The sequence below is a fragment of the Haemophilus haemolyticus genome (assembly GCF_003490595.1).
GTDB classification, from domain to species: domain Bacteria; phylum Pseudomonadota; class Gammaproteobacteria; order Enterobacterales; family Pasteurellaceae; genus Haemophilus; species Haemophilus haemolyticus_L.
In genome coordinates this window covers 176,258-197,514 of the sequence record NZ_QQGY01000003.1, presented here as the reverse complement: position 1 = coordinate 197,514, position 21,257 = coordinate 176,258, and the positions used below count along the sequence as shown (strand labels likewise).

Here is a 21,257-nt window from a genome sequence, read left to right as displayed (position 1 = left end):
CCTTTTTCTTGCCAATTATTCAGGAAATTTTTCTTCCAAAATTAATGCTAACCCATCTTCATTATTGGTCGCGGTGACTACATTTGCAGCTTTTTTAATTTCATCAGGTGCATTTCCCATTGCCACCCCAAGCCCAACATGTTCTAGCATATCCAAATCATTAAAATTATCACCAAATGCAATCACTTCATCGGTTTTTACGCCAAAATAATCTTCCAAAAAACGCACCGCACTTCCTTTGGTTGCACTCTTGTGCATCACCTCTAAAAAGTTAGCATGAGAACGACAAATACTCAGATGTGGAAATTTTTCCTTTAAAATAATTTCAATCTCAATGATTTCTTCTGCTTCCCCAATAATTTGAATTTTATGTGGCGAACGAGCCGCAACTTCATCAAAAGGATGAATCTCAATTTTGGTGACGCTGCGTTCATAAATCACCCATTTATTTTCTACATCGCGAGCATGGCAATCATTATTTGTATAATAATTCACGCCAAGCAAAGGGTGATCCGCCAAAACGGTATTAATATCTAAAATATCTTTTGGATCAATTTGTACGCTATAAATTGGTTCAAGATGTTGATTCAAAATAAGCGCGCCACTAAATGCAACAAGCACATTATTCGTTTCAAGCTGTTTCCAATAAGGCAAAATACCTAAAGGAGAACGCGCCGAAATTGGTACAAAAGGAATACCATTTGCCGTTAAACGCTTAATTGCTGCAACAGTTCGAGGGGAAATCGTATGTTGAGAGGTTAATAACGTGCCATCAAAATCACTAAATATCGCTTTATACATCATTACTCCGAATAAAGATTATTTCTCTGCTAGATAAGGATCATCAAAGCCTAATCCTTGCATAATTTGGGTTTCTAAACTTTCCATTTCTTCCGCTTCATCGTCTTCAATATGATCATAACCAAGTAAATGTAAACTACCATGCACGACCATATGCGCCCAATGCGCCATTAATGGTTTCTCTTGTTCTGCGGCTTCTCGCTCCACGACTTGACGACAAATAACGAGATCCCCTAACAACGGTAACTCCACCTCATCGGGGCATTCAAATGGAAATGAAAGCACGTTAGTCGGGCGATCCTTGCCACGATAAGTCAAATTTAATTCATGGCTTTCGGCTTCATCCACAATACGAACCGTCATTTCAACTTCATCCCCTTCCGGTTGAACCGCAGCTGTTGCCCACTGCACAATTTGCTCTTCTGTTGGTAGCCCCTCTATATTTTCTGTGGCAATTTGCAGATCAACGAATATACTTCCCATTTCACTCTCCTAAATTCTTTGTAATTTCTAACCGCTCTTTTTCACGTTCGGCTTTACGAAGCTCCGCTAATTCTTTTCGACGAATTTCATCTTGCACTTCCCATTCTTCGTATGCTTGCACGACTTTAGCCACCACCGGATGACGCACAATATCTTTGCTATCAAAATAGTTAAAACTTAATTCTGATACTTTTTCCAACACTTCAATAGCATGGCGTAAACCAGATTTTGTGCTACGAGGTAAGTCAATTTGCGTAATATCGCCCGTAATCACGGCTTTAGAATTAAAACCAATGCGGGTTAAAAACATTTTCATTTGCTCAACTGTCGTGTTTTGGCTTTCATCTAAAATAATAAAGCTATCATTAAGTGTACGCCCACGCATATAAGCCAAAGGAGCAATTTCAATAACATTACGTTCCATTAATTTTTGCACACGCTCAAAACCTAGCATTTCAAACAACGCATCATAAAGCGGACGTAAATAAGGTTCGATTTTCTGACCTAAATCCCCCGGTAAAAACCCTAGCTTTTCGCCCGCTTCCACCGCAGGGCGAGTGAGTAAAACGCGACGAATTTCTTGACGCTCTAAAGCCTCCACTGCCGCAGCAACCGCTAAGAATGTTTTCCCCGTTCCCGCAGGGCCAATACCAAAACTAATATCGTGAGTTAAAATATTATGCAAATATTGAACTTGATTTTCGCCTCGAGGTTTAATCACACCTCGTTTAGTTTTAATCGTTGTACTGAAAACATTATTTTCAGCACGGTTCGGTTCAACTTGAGATAGCATTCGGCTTTCTTGTAAAGCCATATGCACATCTTCCAAATCTAACTCTTTCACTTTACCTTTTACGGGCGCAGTTTCTACATACAAATCTTGAATTAATTTCACCGCACTTTTTATCAATTTTGCATGATGAGGTTTTTGCTCCTCTTCCATAATATCAATATTAAAAGTGAAATTATGACGAGCAATGACAAGATTAAATTCTTTTTCGATAAGTTTTAGATGCTCATCAAATGCACCGCATAAAGATTGCAAACGTGCGTTATCTTGAGGTTCGAGAGTAAATGAAAGCATGAGGATACTAAGCTGGTGAAAATTGCTGTTATTCTAGCGTAATTACCAGTTCATGGGAAATAATCATCGCTTTGTTTTTATCCCTATTCCCTCTATAATATGCGACTTTAATTATGTGATAAACTGGATATATTATGACCGAGCAAAATAACTCTTACGACGAACTTAGATACTACTCAAAACCCTTTTCTTACACGAGCATTGCGCTTTTGGAAGGGAATGCAACATTATGGGGATTAACCCCTCCAGCACTCAAAGGTGCTAAAGTATTAGAACTAGGTTCTTCTTTTGGTGGGAACTTAATTTCTCAAGCGGTTTATTATCCTGATACAGAATTTGTAGGTATTGATTTATCAGAAATCCAAATTACCCAAGGTAATGAAATTATTAAATCAATGGGATTAACAAATGTTCGTTTAGAAGCAAAAAATATTCTCGATATTACGCCTGAATTTGGCATGTTTGACTATATTCTCGTGCATGGTATTTATTCTTGGGTGCCTGATAATGTGAAAGATAAAATTCTTGAAATTTGTCGCGAAAATTTAACCCCGAATGGTATTGCTTATATTTCTTATAATACCTATCCAGGTTGGAAAAGCCGTGAAGTTGCACGAGATATTATGCTTTATGCCAATAAATATACGCAGGATTTGCCGCTTGCAGAACAAACTCGTCGTGGCAAGGCCGTTGTTCAGTTATTCTCCGATGCAATTAAATCTATTGAATCAGAAAAAGAACGAAATAAATTTAGAATTTCAAATTTTGATACTATTCAAAATCAAGATGACCATTATATTGCACATGAATATCTTGAATATCACAATGACCCTCTCTATTTAAATCAATTTGTAGATAGCGTCAATCAACATCAATTAGCTTATATTGGTGATACAGATTTTCAACTTTCATATATTTCTTGGATGCCACAATATTTACGTGACATGATCAATCAATTATCCGAAACAGATTATGTTGCACGTGAGCAATGCCTAGATTATCTTTACGATGTAGCATTTAGAAGAAGTTTACTATGCCATGCTCATTTACAAGATAAAATTAACCGTACAGAAATCATTGATAAAGCATTATTGAATAAATTAACTTTTATTAACCAAAACAAAAAAAATAATCTGAGCAATATATTCAATAATAAAGACGCAGCAAGATTACTTGAACACTTTATTTATCAAGTGGGTAGTTTTACTATTAAATCATTAACTGATTATGTATCGAATAATAAAGAGTTTAAAAATATCACTAAAAATGAAATTTACTCTTCTGTATTACTATCTACAGTTCTAGGCTATATCAATGTTTTCCACACACCATATCAAATATATGCATTTGAAGATAACAAAACTTATGTACCAAAACGGTTTACTCAATATATACAAGCTTTGTTAGAGGGTGCAAATGAATATATTGGTGCGGGCAATATGTATAATGGAAGTATTGAAGATTTGAATAAACTTCATCTTCACATAATGTCCCAAATGGAAAAACCAACAACCAAAAAAGCACTGAACGCTTCACTTAAAGAATATTTAATTCAGAATGAATACAGAGATATGAACAATAATAAACTTATTGATGAAGAATATGATTGTTCAGGATTGTGTAATTCTCTTTGTGAAACTTTAGCTAACTTAGGTTACATCCAACCAGTCGCACTATAAGCAAAATTCAAAGCAATCAATATATTGAAGGAGAGCTAACCGCTCTCCTTTTGTTTTGCTATAAATAAAAATTGAGAATTATTTGCATTTGAATAGATTTGGAAATAAAATAAGGGTCATTCAGACTTAATTAAAACATTCATTCTCACAAAACAAGGAGTTTTCAATGACATTCAAATCTTTCAAAATTGCGACTCTCGCTGCCGCGCTTACATTCTCAGCAAGTAGCTTTGCCGATATTACCGTTTACAACGGCCAACATAAAGAAGCTGCAAAAGCCGTAGCTGATGCATTTACGCAGGAAACTGGCATTAAAGTCACTTTAAATAGTGCTAAAAGTGAACAGTTAGCTGGTCAACTTAAAGAAGAAGGCGATAAAAGCCCCGCCGATGTATTCTATTCAGAACAAACATCTCCATTTGCCGCACTTTCTGAAGCGGGTTTATTAGAGCCACTTTCAGCCAATACGATCAAACAAACCTCTCACCAAGGTGTACCAGTGGCGCCTAAAAAGGATTGGATCGCATTAAGTGGTCGTTCTCGTGTTGTGGTTTATGATCACACTAAATTATCTGAAAAAGATATGGAAAAATCAGTGCTTGATTACGCGACACCAAAATGGAAAGATAAAATCGGTTATGTACCAACCTCTGGTGCATTCTTAGAACAAGTTGTAGCTATTGTTAAACTAAAAGGCGAGAAAGTTGCGCTTAATTGGTTAAAAGGCTTAAAAGAAAATGGTAAACTTTACGCAAAAAACAGTGTTGCATTGCAAGCTGTTGAAAATGGCGAAGTGCCTGCAGCCTTAATTAATAACTACTACTGGTATGCATTAGCAAAAGAAAAAGGCGCAGAAAACTTAAAAACTCGCTTGTACTTTATTCGTCATAAAGACCCTGGTGCGTTAGTCACTTACTCAGGTGCTGCAATCTTAAAATCATCTAAAAATAAAGAAGAAGCGAAAAAATTCGTGGACTTCTTAGCAAGCAAAAAAGGTCAAGAAGCCTTAGTTGCTGTACGTGCAGAATATCCATTACGTACAGATGTGACTTCTCCATTCAATATGGAACCTTATGCTAAATTGCAAGCGCCAGTAGTTTCAGCAACTACTGCTCAAGACAAAGAACAAGCAAATAAATTAATTGAAGAAGCTGGTTTAAAATAAGCCCGCTAACGTCGCAACTGTATTTTCACCCAAAGTGGAGATACAGTTGCCACATATAAAGGATTATCTTTTGACCCGAACTCCCCCACTTTGGCTCACCATCATTATTTTACTTATTGGTTTACCGCTCTTATTACCATTTCTATATATTCTTTTCCGTGCGATTGAAGTCGGATTAGATCGTAGCTTTGAGCTTCTTATTCGCCCAAGAATGGCGGAATTACTGAGCAACACAATGCTTCTCATGGTCTGTGTAACCATTGGATCAATTTTTCTCGGTACGCTTTGTGCATTTTTACTTGAACGATATCGTTTTTTCGGCAAATCATTTTTTGAAGTGGCGATGAGCTTACCACTTTGTATCCCAGCCTTTGTGAGCTGTTTTACTTGGATTAGCCTCACCTTTCGAGTAGAAGGTTTTTGGGGAACAATTGGCATCATGACATTAAGCTCTTTCCCACTCGCTTACTTGCCTATTTCAGCCACACTTAAACGACTAGATCGCTCCCTTGAAGAAGTAAGCCTTTCATTAGGAAAAAGCCAAACTTACACCTTTTGGCACGCTATTTTCCCACAATTAAAACCGGCAATCGGTAGTAGTTTATTACTGATAGCATTACATATGCTGGTGGATTTCGGTGCAGTTTCAATTTTAAATTACCAAACATTCACCACTGCGATTTTCCAAGAATATGAAATGTCTTTTAATAACAGCACCGCAGCACTACTTTCCGCTGTATTAATGGCAATTTGTAGCATTATTGTGTTGGGAGAAACATTCTTCCGTGGTAAACAAACACTTTACAACAGTGGCAAAGGTGTCACTCGTCCTTATCCAGTAAAAACACTTTCTTTTGGCAAACAATGTTTAACCGTCGGATTTTTCTCTAGCATATTCATCTTAAGCATTGGCGTGCCTGTGATTATGTTAATTTACTGGCTTATTGTGGGAACTTCACTCGAAAGTGCGGGTGATTTTTCAGAATTTTTATCGGCATTCAGTAATTCATTTATCATTTCAGGACTAGGCGCATTGCTTACCGTAGTTTGTGCTTTGCCATTGGTTTGGGCAGCTGTACGCTATCGTAGCAAATTAACCATTTGGATCGATCGCTTACCTTACCTATTACACGCTGTACCAGGCTTAGTTATCGCATTATCGCTGATCTACTTTACGATCAACTATGCCAACAGCTTATATCAAACCTTTTTAATTATCATCGTAGCTTACTTTATGCTCTATTTACCAATGGCACAAACCACACTTAGAGCCTCACTTGAGCAACTTTCTGATAATATTGAGAAAGTAGGACAAAGCCTAGGACGAAGCCCATTCTATATTTTCCGAACTTTAACATTACCTGCAATGCTACCAGGTATTGCGGCGGCATTCTCTCTAGTATTTTTGAATTTAATGAAAGAGCTTACTGCAACACTTTTGCTCACGCCAAACGACATCAAAACCCTTTCGATTGCCGTTTGGGAATATACCAGTGATGCGCAATACGCTGCAGCAACGCCTTATGCACTCATGCTCGTTCTCTTTTCAGGGATTCCTGTGTTTTTATTGAAAAAATGTGCATTTAAATAAAATGATAAATAATCCGTTATTATCCATTAGAAATCTCAATAAATTTTTTAATGAACAACAAGTTCTACACGATATTTCCTTTACCCTGCAACGAGGTGAAATCCTCTTTTTGCTTGGTGCTTCTGGTTGTGGGAAAACAACGTTATTACGAGCGATCGCAGGATTTGAACAACCCAATACGGGTGAAATTTGGCTAAAAGAGCGGTTAATTTTTGGCGAGAATTCTAATGTGCCAACGCAACAGCGCCATCTAGGTTATGTGGTACAAGAAGGCGTTCTGTTCCCTCACTTAAATGTCTATCGCAACATTGCTTATGGATTAGGGAATGGAAAAGGGAAAACGGATGAAGAGAAAATGCGGATTGAGCAGGCAATGCAACTCACTGGAATTAGTGAATTGGCAGAACGTTTTCCTCATCAACTATCAGGCGGACAACAACAACGTGTGGCGCTAGCTCGAGCACTAGCACCGAATCCAGAACTGATTTTATTAGACGAACCTTTTAGTGCCTTAGATGAACATCTACGCCAGCAAATTCGTCATGATATGCTAAAAGCGCTGCGTCAAAGTGGTGCATCAGCGATTTTCGTCACCCATGATCGTGATGAAGCATTACGTTATGCGGATAAAATCGCTGTTATCCAACAAGGAAAAATTTTACAAATCGACACGCCTCGTACACTTTATTGGTCGCCTAATCATATTGAAACCGCAAGTTTTATTGGTGACAACATCGTGCTATCGGCGAATCTGATTGATGAAAACACAGTTCAATGCCAATTAGGTAATATTCCTGTAAAAAACAAATCAATCTCGCTGAAACAAGGTAAGATTTTACTTCGCCCAGAACAATTTAGCCTGTTTAAAACATCGGAAAATCCAACCTCACTTTTCAAAGGGCAAGTAAAACAAATCGAATTTAAGGGGAAAATTACCACTATTCAAATTGAAATTAATGGCTACGCAATATGGATTGAGAACATCATTTCCCCCGATTTATCTATTGGCGATGAGCTGCCAATTTATTTGCATGGAAAAGGGCTTTTTTACACCTAAGAATAAAGCCTTATCTTCACGATAAGGCTTTATTTTTAAACAATATATTCAGAAAAAATTTGTTCAAGATTTGATATTAAACAGTCTGCGCCTAAAATATTTTCCCCTTTCCATGCCTGTTGTAAAATGTCTGGAGAAAATTGCTGGCTTGCCAATTCAGCTAACGGCAAATAACTGATATGCCAAGGCTCCCGCCCTACTTTCTTATTGGACTGCATATTTATAAAAGGCAAAGAAAAATCAAAGTGCGGTAAATTTTCAGTAAGAAATTCACTCAATTCAAAGAAATAGCCGCCTTTTTCATATTCCCAAGGCTCCAGTTGTAAAGATTGACCTTGTGGCAAAAGATCAGGATCGAAAATATCCACTTCCGTTCCCCAATGATGACGGCTCGCCCCTGGCAATGCAGACCAACGTAAGATCGCCTGACATTTTTGCCAGTCATCTAATTGGCTCAACTCTAATGCTTTTCCTTCGTCATCATGGACTTTTCTCTCGCCCTTAAATTTGCTGTTCCAAATAAGCTGTTGGCGTTCAAAATCACGAAAACTACTCGCTGGCTGTAAATTAAAGCCATTTTTTTCTGCACTTTGTTGCAACCCTTGAAATGCGTTCACTGCTTGCATTTGCAAAAAATGATTTGAGGAATGAATTGCGGGTAAATTGACTAAATGCTCACGGGACTTTCCTGTAAGCATTTCTGGCGTTAATTTCATTTTAGCTATCCAATAAATTCACTAACATTTTGTGATAAATCTCACCGCACTTGCCAAGATCTTCTACACTGACACATTCATTTACCTTATGAATTGTTGCGTTAAGCGGACCAAATTCCACTACTTCTGCACCCATCAATGCAATAAAACGACCGTCTGACGTGCCACCACCTGTTTCAGGCTTTGGCGTTATGCCTGTGGTTTCCTCAATAGCGGAGGTTATCAAATCTAATAATTTACCCGGTTTCGTTAAAAAAGGCTTACCTGATAAATTCCATTCAATACGATATTTCAAATTATGTTTTTCTAGCATTTCAGCCACTTTTTGCTTGATGATTTCATCCGTTACTTCTGTGCAATAACGCAAATTGAACTGAATATATAACTCGCCTGGAATCACATTATTACTTCCCGTACCTGCGTGAATATTAGCAATTTGTAGGCTTGTTGGAGGGAAAAACTCATTACCTTCATCCCATTGATAGGTCGTCAATCCTTGCAAGAATGGGGCGGCTTTATGGATTGGATTTTCAGCTAAATGCGGATATGCCACGTGTCCTTGAATCCCCTGAATATAAAGGTTTCCTGTAATTGAGCCTCTACGACCATTTTTGACAACATCGCCTAAGTTTTTAGCACTCGATGGCTCGCCAACCATACAATAAGTAATTTTTTCATTACGCGCCATTAAAGTCTCAACCACACGCACGGTACCATCTTTTGCGGCGGCCTCTTCATCAGAGGTAATCAATAATGCAATTGTGCCTTTATGATTAGGATTTGCTTTTACATATTCTTCTGCCGCCATAATCATTGCGGCAAGGGATCCTTTCATATCCGCCGCACCACGGCCATAAAGCATGCCATCAATAATCTCAGCAGAAAACGGAGAATACAACCATTGATTTTCATCACCAGTAGGTACAACATCCGTATGACCTGCAAAAGCAATAACTGGCTCACCCGTTCCGTGTTTTGCCCACAAATTCAGCGTATCATTAAAAGGCATCCATTCAATTTGAAAACCTAACTTTTCTAAACGTTCGGCAATAATTTGCTGACAGCCTTCGTCATTCGGGCTAATAGATGGGCGACGAATTAAATCTTGCGCCAACAAAACCACTTTTTCTCTCATAAAAACTCCTAAAAAAATAACCGCACTCTAGACAAAAGCAGCCTGATATTCCTTCTCATTAAAACCAATTAGAGCCTTCCCATCTTGTAAAATAATTGGGCGTTTAATTAAGGTTGGATTCTCAGCCAACACGGAAAGTGCGGTCTCTTTATCAAGAGAATTTCTAATTTGTTCATCCAAATTACGCCAAGTTGTACTACGTTTATTCACCAATACATCCCAGCCAAATTGAGTTTCTGCCTGAGTTAAAAAATTCAAATCTAAACCATCAACACGGTAGTCGTGAAGTTTGTGTTCAATATTGTGATCCGCCAGCCATTTCAACGCTTTCTTCACCGTATCGCAATTTTTAATGCCGTAAACTGTAATCATATTTTTCTCTCTTTTCTCGCCATTTAATTAATGCATTATACCTGAAAAACGAGCAATAATTCGATGAAAAAACAGATGAAAAAAGTCACTTAGTCAGGCATAATATTGTCAATATTCACAGTAAGGAGTCTCAAATGGAACTCACTTTTGAACAAATTTCTGATTTACTCAAAACGCAAAAAAAAGACAAGGAAGAATACGCTTTTAGTTTGGAAGAACGACAATTAGCTGCAAAAGCAAGTTCGGAAGCTTGGCAAGCTATTTTAAATCATAAAATTGAGCCATTCGATTTTAAAAAATAGGGTTGATTATGCTGCCGACATACGATGTTTATATTGCTGAAACATCTGGGGATTATCTTGAAAAAAATCTTCTAAAACAATTTATCGTGACTTATCTAACTCAAGATGATCTTGATAAACTAAAAATGATTTTAACAAATATCCCGCAACTTAGACCGTTCTGGGGAAAAACAGGCTATAAATACATTACAATAAATAATATCTATTTTTTATATGAAGTGGCCGAAGACGAAAGAAAAGTCATTATTTTAGGTGCTAAATTTAATAATAAACGAAAAACATTTAATTTTGCGAATACGCTCAAGCAACAAAAAACAATGAAAAAATGGATTGAGGATTATCCTAAATACTATCCCAATAAATAAGCCCGATTTAATCGGGCTTATTTATTTTTAGTTAGCCTAATAATTTATTTATGCGTTTAATAAACACAGCTGGATTTTCCAAAGATCCTCGCTCTGCTAACATAGCTTGTTCAAGCAACAATTCCACCCAATTAGCAAATTCTGTTTCATCGGCAATATCAGCCACTTTTTTCACTAAATGGTGTTCTGGATTAAGTTCAAAAGTGTATTTTACTTCTGGTACAGGTTGCCCTGCGGCTGCAAACAATTTCGCCATTTGGGTCGTCATTTGATCATTATCCGTAGAAACCACCGCTGGTGTATCCGTTAAATTGTGAGTTAAACGCACCGTTTTCACGCGTTCACCAAGCAAGTTTTTCACACGCTCAATAAAACTACCAAAGGCTTCATCTTGTTGTTTTTGTGTTTCAGATTCTTTATCGGCTAAATCGCCTAAATCCAAATCTGCTTTCGTGATACTTTGTAATTGTTTACCATTGAATTCAGTTAAATAACTTAACATCCATTCATCAATGCGATCTGAAAGCAATAAAACCTCAATGCCTTTTTTATTGAATAATTCCAAGTGGGGGCTATTTTTCGCTGCAACATAACTATCTGCTGTAATGTAATAGATAGCTTTTTGCCCCTCTTTCATACGTGAAAGATAATCTTCTAAAGAGACAGTTTGCTCACTGCTATCATTATGTGTCGAAGCAAAACGCAATAACTTCGCGACAGTTTCTTTGTTAGCAAAATCTTCTGCTGGGCCTTCTTTCAAGACTAAACCAAACTCTTTCCAAAATTGAAGATATTTTTCTGCATCATCTTTTGCTAATTTTTCTAGCATTTGTAATGAACGCTTAGTTAATGCTTTGCGTAATGCCGCAGTAATTTTATTATCTTGCAAAATTTCACGAGATACATTTAATGGCAAATCATTACTATCGATTAAACCACGCATAAAACGTAGATAATTCGGCATAAATTGCTCAGCATCATCCATAATAAATACACGTTGAACATAAAGTTTTAAGCCATGTTTATGTTCGCGATTAAATAAATCCCAAGGTGCTTTACTTGGCACATAAAGCAGGCTGGTATATTCCTGATTACCTTCCACTTTGTTATGTGCCCAAGTGACAGGATCAGCAAAATCATGGCTTAAGTGTTTATAAAACTCTTTATATTCATCATCAGACACATCATTTTTAGAACGCGTCCAAAGTGCATCGGATTTATTAATTTTCTCCCATTTCTCACCGCACTCTTTGCCTTCATCATCGTATTCTTTCGTCAGCATTTCCACTGGCAAGCCAATATGGTCAGAATATTTACCGATAATTTCACGCAAACGCCATTCGTTTAAAAATTCTTTTTCATCTTCGCGTAAATGCAAAATCACATCAGTGCCACGGGATTTTTTCTCAATATCCGCCACAGAATATTCGCCTTCACCCGCAGATTCCCAAAGTACCGCTTTATCCGCCTCTTCGCCAGCTGCTCTGGTTTTTACAGTCACTTTATCTGCCACAATAAAAGCTGAATAAAAACCCACACCAAATTGCCCAATAAGTTGGCTATTTTTTGCTTGGTCTTGGCCAAGTGCGGTTAAAAATTCTTTTGTTCCTGATTTTGCAATCGTCCCCAAATGATCGATGACTTGCTCGCGAGTCATACCAATGCCGTTATCAGTAATCGTGATCGTTCCTTTATCCGCATCAAAGCTAACACGCACACGTAAGTCGCCATCGCCTTCATATAAATCAGGGTTAGAAAGCGCTTTAAAGCGTAATTTATCTGCCGCATCAGAGGCATTAGAAATTAATTCACGTAAGAAAATTTCTTTGTTGGAATACAAAGAATGAATCATTAATTGGAGTAGTTGTTTGACTTCAGATTGAAAGCCGCGAGTTTCTTGATTTTGTGACATAATTTTTTCCTTCATAAAGATAAAAATTGAACGTCACAGATATAAGAATAAAAAGAAAGATTTCAAGGGGAAAAGCAAAGTGCGGTGAATTTTCACCGCACTTTTATCAGGCTAATATCAATTACTCTTTTCTTTCCTTCACATTTTCAACCCAGCGTTCTATTAATCGTTTCGCCTCTTGATCCGAACCAAATTTGATGAAATCAATATCAATCAATTTAAGTTTCGCAGGATCAGAAAGATGTGGATGCGCTTTGGCATGAATATTTGTTGGCAGTTGGTAAGAATCCGCCTCACGCCAAGGAATTTCTTGAGCTTCTGCAGAAAGAACAAAATCGACAAAGCGTTTAGCATTATCTAAATTGCGTCCATTTTTAATGATACTGACCGCCCCTAACGTATAGCCAGTGCCTTCGCAAGGTAAAGCACCAATAACCGGTGCACCTTTATCCTTTTCACGCACATAAGTATGCATAAAACCAATATCAACAGCGGCTGCGCCCGTAGAAATATTAGCCGTTGCTAATCCAGTTTTCGTGTATTGAGCAATGTTTTTGTCAAGTTCTTTCAAATAAGCAAAGGCTTTATCTTCGCCCATAATTTCAATTAAAGTTGTAAGAATAGTGTAGCCAGTGCCCGATACTCGAGGATCTGGATATTGAATTAACCCTTTAAATTCTGGTTTTAATAAATCAGCATAACATTGAGGTTTCGCGATATTTTTTTCAGCTAGCAGTTTTTCATTCATCCCAATGCCAAGCTCCATAAGATAAATAATCGACGTAGTATCGCCACGTTGTTCAGTGAGCTTTTTGAATTGAGGCATAATTTCTTTTTGCAGAGGCGAACGATAAGTTTCTAACAAACCTGCATCTCGAGCCTGAAAGTGCGGTTCCAATGTACCGCCATACCACACATCTGCTTGTGGATTTTCTTTTTCGGATTTGATTTTTCCTAATACAGTCCCAGTACTATTACGCACAAACTGAGTGTCCACATTATATTTTTTGCTAAAAGCGTGAGCGACTTTTTCACAAGTCGTGTTTTGGACGCTGCAATACAGCACTAATTTGCCTTCCGCTTGAGCAGGAGTTGATAAACTTAATCCTAATAAGCTACAACCAAGCACGCTGAAAAGTGCGGTCAATTTAAAAGAATTTTTTAAAGAAAAAGAGAGTGCCATGATGCATCCTTACTTATATGAATACAGAAAAAAGTAAGTCAGCCCTTAAGGAGGAGAGATTAGTTTCCTACGCCAGTGCTAACTGTTTCAGGTTCACGGGTATTTTCTCAGCGATGTCCGCACCCCGACTAACCGCAAATCAATATAAGTTGTAATACTATTTTTGTAAAGTCGGATAAGTTTATGATTTTCTTGATTGTGATATAAAAAAATTAGACTTATAATTCCTGTAAATTTGAACAGATAAAAATTTCATTATGGATATTTCTGAATTACTTGACGGACTTAACGATAAACAACGCGAAGCCGTAGCTGCTCCTCTTGGTAATCACTTAGTGCTAGCCGGTGCAGGCTCTGGCAAAACGCGCGTATTGACGCACCGTATCGCTTGGTTAATTGCGGTAGAAAATATTTCTGAAGGCAGCATTATGGCGGTGACATTTACCAATAAAGCCGCAGCAGAAATGCGTCATCGTATTCAAGCTACCCTTGCCAAACATGCACAACATCAATTATTTGGTATGTGGATTGGCACCTTCCACAGTATTGCCCATCGTTTATTACGAGCTCATCATTTAGATGTGGGATTGCCACAAGATTTCCAAATTTTAGATTCAGAAGATCAACTTCGTTTAATTAAACGCTTATTAAAATTACATAATTTTGATGAAAAAGCCTTTCCACCCAAACAGGCTTGTTGGTACATCAATAACAAAAAAGATGAAGGCTTGCGCCCAAACGACATTGAAGATTTTAATGATCGCCAAGAGCGTGAATGGATTAAAATTTATAAGATCTATCAAGATACTTGTGATCGCGCAGGATTGGTCGATTTTGCCGAATTATTAATTCGAGCCTATGAATTATTTGAGAAAAAACCATTAATTTTGCAACGTTATCAACAACGTTTTCAGCATATTTTGGTGGATGAGTTTCAAGATACCAATAAAATTCAATATAAGTGGATTAAAATTCTTGCTGGAGAAACGGGCAAAGTCATGATAGTAGGCGATGACGATCAATCTATATACGGTTGGCGTGGCGCACAAATCGAAAATATTCAAAAATTCTTGAAAGATTTCAAAGCCGAAACAATCCGCCTTGAACAAAACTATCGTTCTACCGCCAATATCCTAAACAGCGCAAATGAATTAATTTCAAACAATAGTGATCGTCTTGGTAAAAATTTATGGACAGAGGATGAAAAAGGCGATCCTGTGGGCATCTATGCTGCCTTTAATGAATTGGACGAAGCAAAATTTGTTGCCTCACAAATTCAGGATTGGGTAGAACATGGCGGAAAACTTGATGATTGCGCTGTACTTTATCGTAGTAATAGCCAATCACGCGTTATTGAAGAAGCCTTAATTCGTTGTCAAATTCCATATCGTATTTATGGTGGTATGCGTTTCTTCGAACGCCAAGAAATTAAAGATGCTTTGGCCTATCTTCGTTTGATTAATAATCGTCAAGATGATGCCGCTTTTGAGCGTGTAATTAATACGCCCACCCGTGGCATTGGCGACCGCACTTTAGATATATTGCGTAACTTAACACGCGAACGCCAAATTACCTTATGGCAAGCAGTACAAGTTGCAACACAAGAAAATATGTTGGCTGGGCGAGCCTCAACAGCATTATTGCGTTTCCAAGAATTAATTAATTCACTACAACTTGATACCGCAGAAATGCCGCTTTTCGCACAAACTGATTTTGTAATTAAACATTCGGGTTTATATGAAATGTATAAGCAAGAAAAAGGTGAAAAAGGCGAAGTGCGTATTGAAAACTTGGAAGAATTAGTTACCGCAACCCGTGAATTCATCAAACCTGATGATGCAGAAGATATGACGGAACTCACTGCCTTTTTAACTCATGCTTCTTTAGAAGCTGGTGAAGAACAAGCCTCTCCACATCAATCTTGTGTAGAAATGATGACGTTGCACTCTGCGAAAGGCTTAGAATTTCCTCGTATATTTATGGTTGGCGTAGAAGAAGGTTTATTCCCAAGTTTCCGTTCTTTTGAAGAACCGGGACGTTTAGAAGAAGAACGTCGTTTAGCTTACGTAGGTATTACTCGCGCGAAGAAAAAGCTGACCATCTCTTATGCGGAAAGCCGTCGGTTATATGCAAAAGAAGAACGCCATTTACCATCACGTTTTATCGCTGAATTACCGAGAGAGTGTATCCAAGAAATTCGTTTACGAGGAACAGTTACTCGCGCGATGAATCTAGCCAAAGTCGGTTCATTGTCTAATACCAGTGCGGTCGAAAATGAATGGAAAATGGGGCAAAAAGTCAAACATGAAAAATTCGGTTTTGGCACAGTCATTAATGTCGAAGGCTTAGATAACAATACTCGCCTCCAAATTGCCTTCCAAGCGCAAGGCATTAAATGGCTCATTGCACATTTGGCAAAACTGGAAAAAGTGCGGTAGAATCCAAGAGAGTTTTACTTCTACCGATTAATTTCTTTGAAAAGTGCGGTGAATTTTAACTGCGCTTTTTTTGTATTTGAGTGATTGAATGTTTAAATTTTTCTTCAAACGTATCTTAATGGTAATTCCAACTTTTATTGCCATTACTTTTATCACGTTTGCCCTTGTGCATTTTATTCCTGGCGATCCAGTTGAAATAATGATGGGTGAACGTGGCTTAACACCAGAAGCACATCAACAAATGATGCACCAATTGGGTTTAGATTTACCTCTTTATCAGCAATATTTCCACTATATTGGCAATGTAATTCAAGGGGATTTCGGTGCATCGTTCCGCACTCAACAACCTGTCCTTACTGAATTTTTTACGCTTTTTCCTGCTACCGCTGAATTAGCTTTTTCTGCGTTATTTTGGTCGTTATTAGGCGGCGTTATTTTAGGCACGATTGCTGCCGTAAAAAAAGACAGTTGGATTTCTCACACCGTTACAGCTGCGTCGCTCACCGGTTATTCTATGCCAATTTTCTGGTGGGGTTTAATTTTAATTTTATATGTTTCGCCACAACTCGGTTTGCCACAAGGCGGGCGTTTAGATAATGAATTTTGGATCGATACACCAACAGGATTTATGCTTATTGATAGCTGGCTTTCAGGTGTTTCTGGTGCCTTCGAAAATGCGGTGAAATCATTAATTCTTCCTGCCATCGTCTTAGGCACCGTTCCTCTCGCCATTATTACGCGTATGACACGATCTGCGATGCTGGAAGTATTAGGCGAAGATTACATTCGCACGGCAAAAGCAAAAGGTTTAAGCTATACTCGAATTGTTATTGTTCACGCATTGCGTAATGCGTTAATTCCTGTTGTCACTGTGGTGGGATTAATCGTTGGTCAATTACTCTCTGGCGCCGTACTGACAGAAACCATTTTTTCTTGGCCGGGAATTGGAAAATGGATTATTGATGCCATTCAAGCGCGTGATTATCCTGTGTTGCAAGGTTCTGTACTGATTATTGCGACGATTATTATTGTGGTGAATTTAACTGTCGATTTACTTTACGGCGTGGTCAATCCGCGTATCCGTCATTAATTGTAGGAGAAATTATGTCTGACACGCCTTCAACTTTCGCGCCGAAAACGCCCTTGCAAGAATTTTGGTTTTACTTTAAACAAAATCGTGGTGCGCTAATTGGTTTAATTTTTATTTTGATTGTTGCCTTAATCAGCATTTTTGCGCCTTATATTGCGCCTTTTGATCCAACAGAACAAAATCGTACCGCACTTTTACTTCCCCCTGCTTGGTATGAAGGCGGCAATCCTGCCTATTTACTCGGTACAGACGATATTGGGCGAGATATCCTTTCTCGCATCATTTACGGAACGCGAATTTCCGTCTTTGCGGGATTTGTCATCGTATTGCTATCCTGCGCCTTTGGTACCAGTCTTGGCTTGATTTCTGGTTATTATGGCGGCGTGCTAGATACAATTATCATTCGCCTAATTGATATTATGCTCGCGATTCCAAACTTGCTCTTAACGATTGTAGTCGTCTCTATTTTAGAGCCATCACTCGCCAATGCCACTTTAGCGATCGCCGTAGTATCGATTCCTAGTTACGTGCGTTTAACCAGAGCGGCAGTAATGAATGAAAAAAATCGTGATTATGTAACTTCATCTAAAGTGGCAGGGGCAGGTATTTTACGCCTCATGTTTATTGTGATTTTACCAAACTGTTTAGCGCCCTTGATTGTACAAATGACAATGGGAATATCCAATGCTATCTTAGAACTCGCGACACTTGGTTTCTTAGGCATTGGTGCAAAGCCACCAACACCTGAACTTGGTACAATGCTTTCAGAAGCTCGTGGTTTTATGCAAGCGGCAAACTGGTTGGTTACAATTCCCGGTTTAGTTATTTTATCTTTGGTATTAGCTTTCAACTTAATGGGCGATGGCTTGCGTGATGCCCTTGATCCAAAACTCAAACAATAGGAAAACAGAATGGCATTATTAGACGTAAAAGAACTTTCTGTTCACTTTGGCGATAAAAAAACGCCATTTAAAGCAGTGGATCGCATCAGCTATCAAGTCGCACAAGGCGAAGTACTTGGCATTGTGGGTGAATCGGGCTCAGGTAAATCGGTGAGTTCGCTCGCTATTATGGGATTAATTGATCATCCAGGACGTGTATCGGCAGAATCCTTGCAATTTGAAAATACTGATTTACTCACTTTAGAGAGTAAAGCTAAACGGCAGCTTATTGGTGCTGATGTTGCGATGATTTTCCAAGATCCGATGACAAGCTTGAATCCAGCTTATACTGTGGGTTTCCAAATTATGGAAGCGTTAAAAACTCACGAAGGTGGCACAAAAAAGGCGAGAAAAGACCGCACTTTAGAGCTTTTAAGATTGGTCGGTATCCCAGATCCTGAATCTCGGATTGATGTTTATCCCCATCAGCTGTCTGGTGGAATGAGCCAGCGCGTGATGATTGCGATGGCAATTGCTTGCAGACCTAAATTATTGATTGCAGACGAGCCAACCACTGCGCTAGATGTCACTATTCAAGCACAAATTATGGAACTCTTACTCGAATTGCAGAAAAAAGAATGCATGTCCCTAATTTTGATTACTCACGATCTTGCGCTTGTTGCTGAAGCTGCAGATCGAATTATCGTGATGTATGCAGGACAAATCGTTGAAGAAGGCACTGCAAAAGATATTTTCCGCGAGCCCAAACATCCTTACACTCAAGCCTTGTTACGTTCATTGCCTGAATTTGCAGAAGGAAAATCTCGCTTAGCGTCATTACAAGGTGTGGTACCTGGAAAATACGATCGCCCAACAGGCTGTTTATTAAATCCTCGCTGTCCTTATGCAACCGAATACTGTCGCCAAGTCGAACCTCAATTGCATCATATCGGTTCTCGCAAAGTAAAATGCCATACTCCACTGAACGAGCAAGGCAATCCAGTTGAATATCAAGGAGCTTAATAATGACGAATGAAGTAAAAGAAAATACGCCATTATTAAATGCGATTGGCTTAAAAAAATATTACCCTGTAAAAAAAGGCTTATTTGCAAAACCACAGCAAGTAAAAGCCTTAGACGGTGTCTCTTTTCAGCTTGAACGTGGTAAAACTTTAGCTGTCGTGGGGGAATCTGGTTGTGGAAAATCAACGCTAGGTCGTTTATTGACAATGATTGAAGAACCCAGCGAAGGCGAATTGTATTACAAAGGGCATAATTTTTTAGAAAATGATTCAGAAACAAAAGCACTACGTCGTAAAAAAATTCAAATAGTTTTCCAAAATCCTTACGCGTCATTAAATCCACGCAAAAAGATTGGTTCAATTTTGGAAGAACCATTAATCATCAACACAAAACTTTCCGCCAAAGAACGTCGAGAAAAAGTTTTATCAATGATGGAAAAAGTGGGATTGCGTGCTGAATTTTATGATCGTTATCCCCATATGTTTTCAGGTGGACAACGCCAACGCATCGCTATTGCACGTGGATTAATGTTAGAACCTGATGTTGTCGTTGCCGATGAACCTGTTTCTGCATTGGATGTTTCCGTGCGTGCGCAAGTACTGAATTTAATGATGGATTTACAAGATGAATTAGGCTTGTCTTACGTGTTCATTTCTCACGATCTTTCTGTGGTAGAACATATCGCTGATGAAGTGATGGTGATGTATTTAGGTCGTTGTGTCGAAAAAGGAACAACAGAACAAATTTTCTCTAATCCTCAACATCCTTATACCAAAGCGTTACTTTCAGCAACACCACGTTTGTCACCAAACTTGCGCCGTGAACGTATAAAACTGACAGGAGAATTACCAAGCCCGATTAATCCGCCCAAAGGCTGTGCATTTAATCCTCGTTGTTGGAAAGCAACAGAAAAATGTCGTGAAAATCAACCGCACTTGGAACAATATACTGATGGAAAATTAATCGCTTGTTTCCATATTGATTAAATTCATTTTGTCAGACTGATAAATAGGCTTATTTTTTCTCTCGCCAATAGGTTGCAAATCGAGGTTTTCCACGACTCGTGAGACCTCGATATTTATAAGTAATCACGGATCCTATCGGAGGGGGATTTTCTCGTTCGTTTAAATTAAAACCTGAACCGATTTTAAATTCTCCCCGATGATTTTTACAAGTTAAAGCCCCCATCACATTTTCAAATTGTCCTTTGCCTTTATGGTGTGCAATGACCGTACACTCTTCATCTTGAGTTGTCTTCAATTTTAAAATCCGATGGCTACGTTTTCGTTCATAAGGTGCATAAGGATCTCGTACTACGACGCCCTCCCCCTTCAAAGATTCGATTTGATTAAGAAACTTATATAAATGCGCTTTATCTCTCACTGGAATTTGTTCAATAATTTCAATATAAGTTGTTGGATGTTCAACTAAATACGCTTTCAATTTAGCCAAACGATCAAATAAAGTACCTTCCGCATCAGGCACATCAAAAACATACAATTTCAGTTTTTCCCAACCATCGCCTTTAAAAGACTTTGTGATTGATGAAATTTCCTCAAAATGATTTCGCTCACTAAATAATTCACCATCAATGGCAAAAGGCGGAAAATCCTTAGTGAAATAGGCTGGCGGTGATAAACGTTGCCCTTGTCGAGTTAATAATTGCTTTCCATCCCAATAACCGCGTACACCATCTAATTTTTCAGACATCACCCAACCTTCTATTGATTGATTATCGTAGGTATGAAGAAGCATTAAATCTGTGTTAGCTAAAGCGAAAGAGCTCACGAAGAAAAGTAACAAAGTGCGGTAAAATTTCATGATATTTTTGTCAATTTTAGTACTGGTCATTTTTCTCAGAATAAGTTTATCTGGAATAATCTAAAAGCACGCAAATTCACTATTACGATCTAAATCGCAAAAAATCTTTACTTCATTGGAAAAAGATGAATTTTTATTTAGGCTAGCGGAGAATGTTTA

The 21,257-nt window shown here is 38.2% G+C and carries 20 protein-coding genes and 1 riboswitch; of the genes, 11 read left to right on the top strand and 9 right to left on the bottom strand.

From position 1 onward, the window contains the following. Positions 1–15 precede the first annotated feature (15 nt). The 3 genes from DV415_RS03675 to DV415_RS03665 are packed head-to-tail and all read right to left on the bottom strand — an operon-like array spanning position 16 to position 2,368. Positions 16–801: a Cof-type HAD-IIB family hydrolase gene (locus tag DV415_RS03675; protein WP_192879086.1), complete on the bottom strand. Its 786-nt coding sequence runs from the start codon at positions 799–801 to the stop codon at positions 16–18. An 18-nt stretch (positions 802–819) separates the two neighbouring features. Beyond that, positions 820–1,284, bottom strand: a complete 465-nt coding sequence (gene ybeY / locus DV415_RS03670; protein WP_009766889.1) for an rRNA maturation RNase YbeY — start codon at positions 1,282–1,284, stop codon at positions 820–822. Between the two features lies 1 nt (position 1,285). Next, a complete protein-coding gene (locus DV415_RS03665) occupies positions 1,286–2,368 on the bottom strand; it encodes a PhoH family protein (RefSeq protein ID WP_118790275.1) in 1,083 nt (360 codons plus the stop codon). Between the two features lie 134 nt (positions 2,369–2,502). Between DV415_RS03665 and DV415_RS03660 the strand changes: the two genes are divergently transcribed. The 4 genes from DV415_RS03660 to fbpC all read left to right on the top strand — a co-directional run bounded on the left by DV415_RS03660 (position 2,503) and on the right by fbpC (position 7,860). Continuing rightward, positions 2,503–4,047 carry a class I SAM-dependent methyltransferase gene (locus DV415_RS03660; RefSeq protein WP_118789029.1) on the top strand — a complete coding sequence of 515 codons (1,545 nt, stop codon included), beginning with the start codon at positions 2,503–2,505 and terminating at the stop codon, positions 4,045–4,047. Positions 4,048–4,213: 166 nt separating this feature from the next. After that, the gene (locus DV415_RS03655) at positions 4,214–5,212 is read left to right on the top strand and encodes an iron ABC transporter substrate-binding protein (protein ID WP_005643670.1); all 999 of its coding nucleotides are present in this window, start codon (positions 4,214–4,216) and stop codon (positions 5,210–5,212) included. A gap of 70 nt (positions 5,213–5,282) precedes the next feature. After that, positions 5,283–6,803: an ABC transporter permease gene (locus DV415_RS03650; RefSeq protein WP_118790274.1), complete on the top strand. Its 1,521-nt coding sequence runs from the start codon at positions 5,283–5,285 to the stop codon at positions 6,801–6,803. Between the two features lies 1 nt (position 6,804). Further along, complete coding sequence (gene fbpC / locus DV415_RS03645; RefSeq protein WP_118790285.1) at positions 6,805–7,860, top strand: Fe(3+) ABC transporter ATP-binding protein FbpC; 1,056 nt, start codon at positions 6,805–6,807, stop codon at positions 7,858–7,860. A gap of 35 nt (positions 7,861–7,895) precedes the next feature. On the opposite strand, the gene DV415_RS03640 is transcribed toward fbpC, so the two are convergent. Genes DV415_RS03640 through DV415_RS03630 form a run of 3 tightly spaced genes read right to left on the bottom strand, consistent with a single transcriptional unit; the run spans position 7,896 to position 10,083 of the window. Then, positions 7,896–8,576 (bottom strand): M15 family metallopeptidase, encoded by a 681-nt coding sequence (locus DV415_RS03640; protein WP_118790273.1) that lies wholly within the window; start codon positions 8,574–8,576, stop codon positions 7,896–7,898. A 1-nt stretch (position 8,577) separates the two neighbouring features. Continuing rightward, positions 8,578–9,711: a succinyl-diaminopimelate desuccinylase gene (dapE, locus tag DV415_RS03635; protein WP_118790272.1), complete on the bottom strand. Its 1,134-nt coding sequence runs from the start codon at positions 9,709–9,711 to the stop codon at positions 8,578–8,580. A 27-nt stretch (positions 9,712–9,738) separates the two neighbouring features. Next, entirely contained in the window at positions 9,739–10,083 is a 345-nt protein-coding gene (locus DV415_RS03630) for an ArsC family reductase (RefSeq protein WP_118790271.1), read from the bottom strand. A gap of 134 nt (positions 10,084–10,217) precedes the next feature. Between DV415_RS03630 and DV415_RS10185 the strand changes: the two genes are divergently transcribed. Together DV415_RS10185 and DV415_RS03625 are read left to right on the top strand one after the other, a co-directional pair. Next, the gene (locus tag DV415_RS10185) at positions 10,218–10,385 is read left to right on the top strand and encodes a hypothetical protein (RefSeq protein WP_005643664.1); all 168 of its coding nucleotides are present in this window, start codon (positions 10,218–10,220) and stop codon (positions 10,383–10,385) included. Positions 10,386–10,393: 8 nt separating this feature from the next. After that, entirely contained in the window at positions 10,394–10,750 is a 357-nt protein-coding gene (locus tag DV415_RS03625; RefSeq protein WP_118790270.1) for a hypothetical protein, read from the top strand. A gap of 31 nt (positions 10,751–10,781) precedes the next feature. Here DV415_RS03625 and htpG read toward each other — a convergent pair whose 3' ends face one another. Both htpG and DV415_RS03615 read right to left on the bottom strand, forming a co-directional pair. Then, positions 10,782–12,662 (bottom strand): molecular chaperone HtpG, encoded by a 1,881-nt coding sequence (gene htpG, locus DV415_RS03620; protein ID WP_192879085.1) that lies wholly within the window; start codon positions 12,660–12,662, stop codon positions 10,782–10,784. A 121-nt stretch (positions 12,663–12,783) separates the two neighbouring features. After that, positions 12,784–13,845 carry an ABC transporter substrate-binding protein gene (locus tag DV415_RS03615; protein ID WP_118790268.1) on the bottom strand — a complete coding sequence of 354 codons (1,062 nt, stop codon included), beginning with the start codon at positions 13,843–13,845 and terminating at the stop codon, positions 12,784–12,786. 47 nt (positions 13,846–13,892) lie between these two features. Next, a riboswitch (TPP riboswitch) is annotated at positions 13,893–13,982 on the bottom strand. Positions 13,983–14,102: 120 nt separating this feature from the next. Between DV415_RS03615 and uvrD the strand changes: the two genes are divergently transcribed. The 5 genes from uvrD (at position 14,103) to DV415_RS03590 (ending at position 20,263) form a co-directional block, all read left to right on the top strand. Continuing rightward, a complete protein-coding gene (gene uvrD / locus DV415_RS03610; RefSeq protein WP_192879084.1) occupies positions 14,103–16,283 on the top strand; it encodes a DNA helicase II in 2,181 nt (726 codons plus the stop codon). Positions 16,284–16,371: 88 nt separating this feature from the next. Continuing rightward, positions 16,372–17,373: an ABC transporter permease subunit gene (locus tag DV415_RS03605; protein ID WP_192877494.1), complete on the top strand. Its 1,002-nt coding sequence runs from the start codon at positions 16,372–16,374 to the stop codon at positions 17,371–17,373. A gap of 14 nt (positions 17,374–17,387) precedes the next feature. After that, positions 17,388–18,275 (top strand): ABC transporter permease subunit, encoded by an 888-nt coding sequence (locus tag DV415_RS03600; protein ID WP_118782101.1) that lies wholly within the window; start codon positions 17,388–17,390, stop codon positions 18,273–18,275. Between the two features lie 9 nt (positions 18,276–18,284). Continuing rightward, complete coding sequence (dppD, locus tag DV415_RS03595; protein WP_118782102.1) at positions 18,285–19,277, top strand: dipeptide ABC transporter ATP-binding protein; 993 nt, start codon at positions 18,285–18,287, stop codon at positions 19,275–19,277. Between the two features lie 2 nt (positions 19,278–19,279). Continuing rightward, entirely contained in the window at positions 19,280–20,263 is a 984-nt protein-coding gene (locus tag DV415_RS03590) for a peptide ABC transporter ATP-binding protein (RefSeq protein WP_118782103.1), read from the top strand. A gap of 28 nt (positions 20,264–20,291) precedes the next feature. Here the strand turns inward: DV415_RS03590 and DV415_RS03585 are convergent, their stop codons facing one another. After that, a complete protein-coding gene (locus DV415_RS03585; RefSeq protein WP_118782217.1) occupies positions 20,292–21,098 on the bottom strand; it encodes a DNA ligase in 807 nt (268 codons plus the stop codon). Between the last annotated feature and the right edge of the window lie 159 nt (positions 21,099–21,257).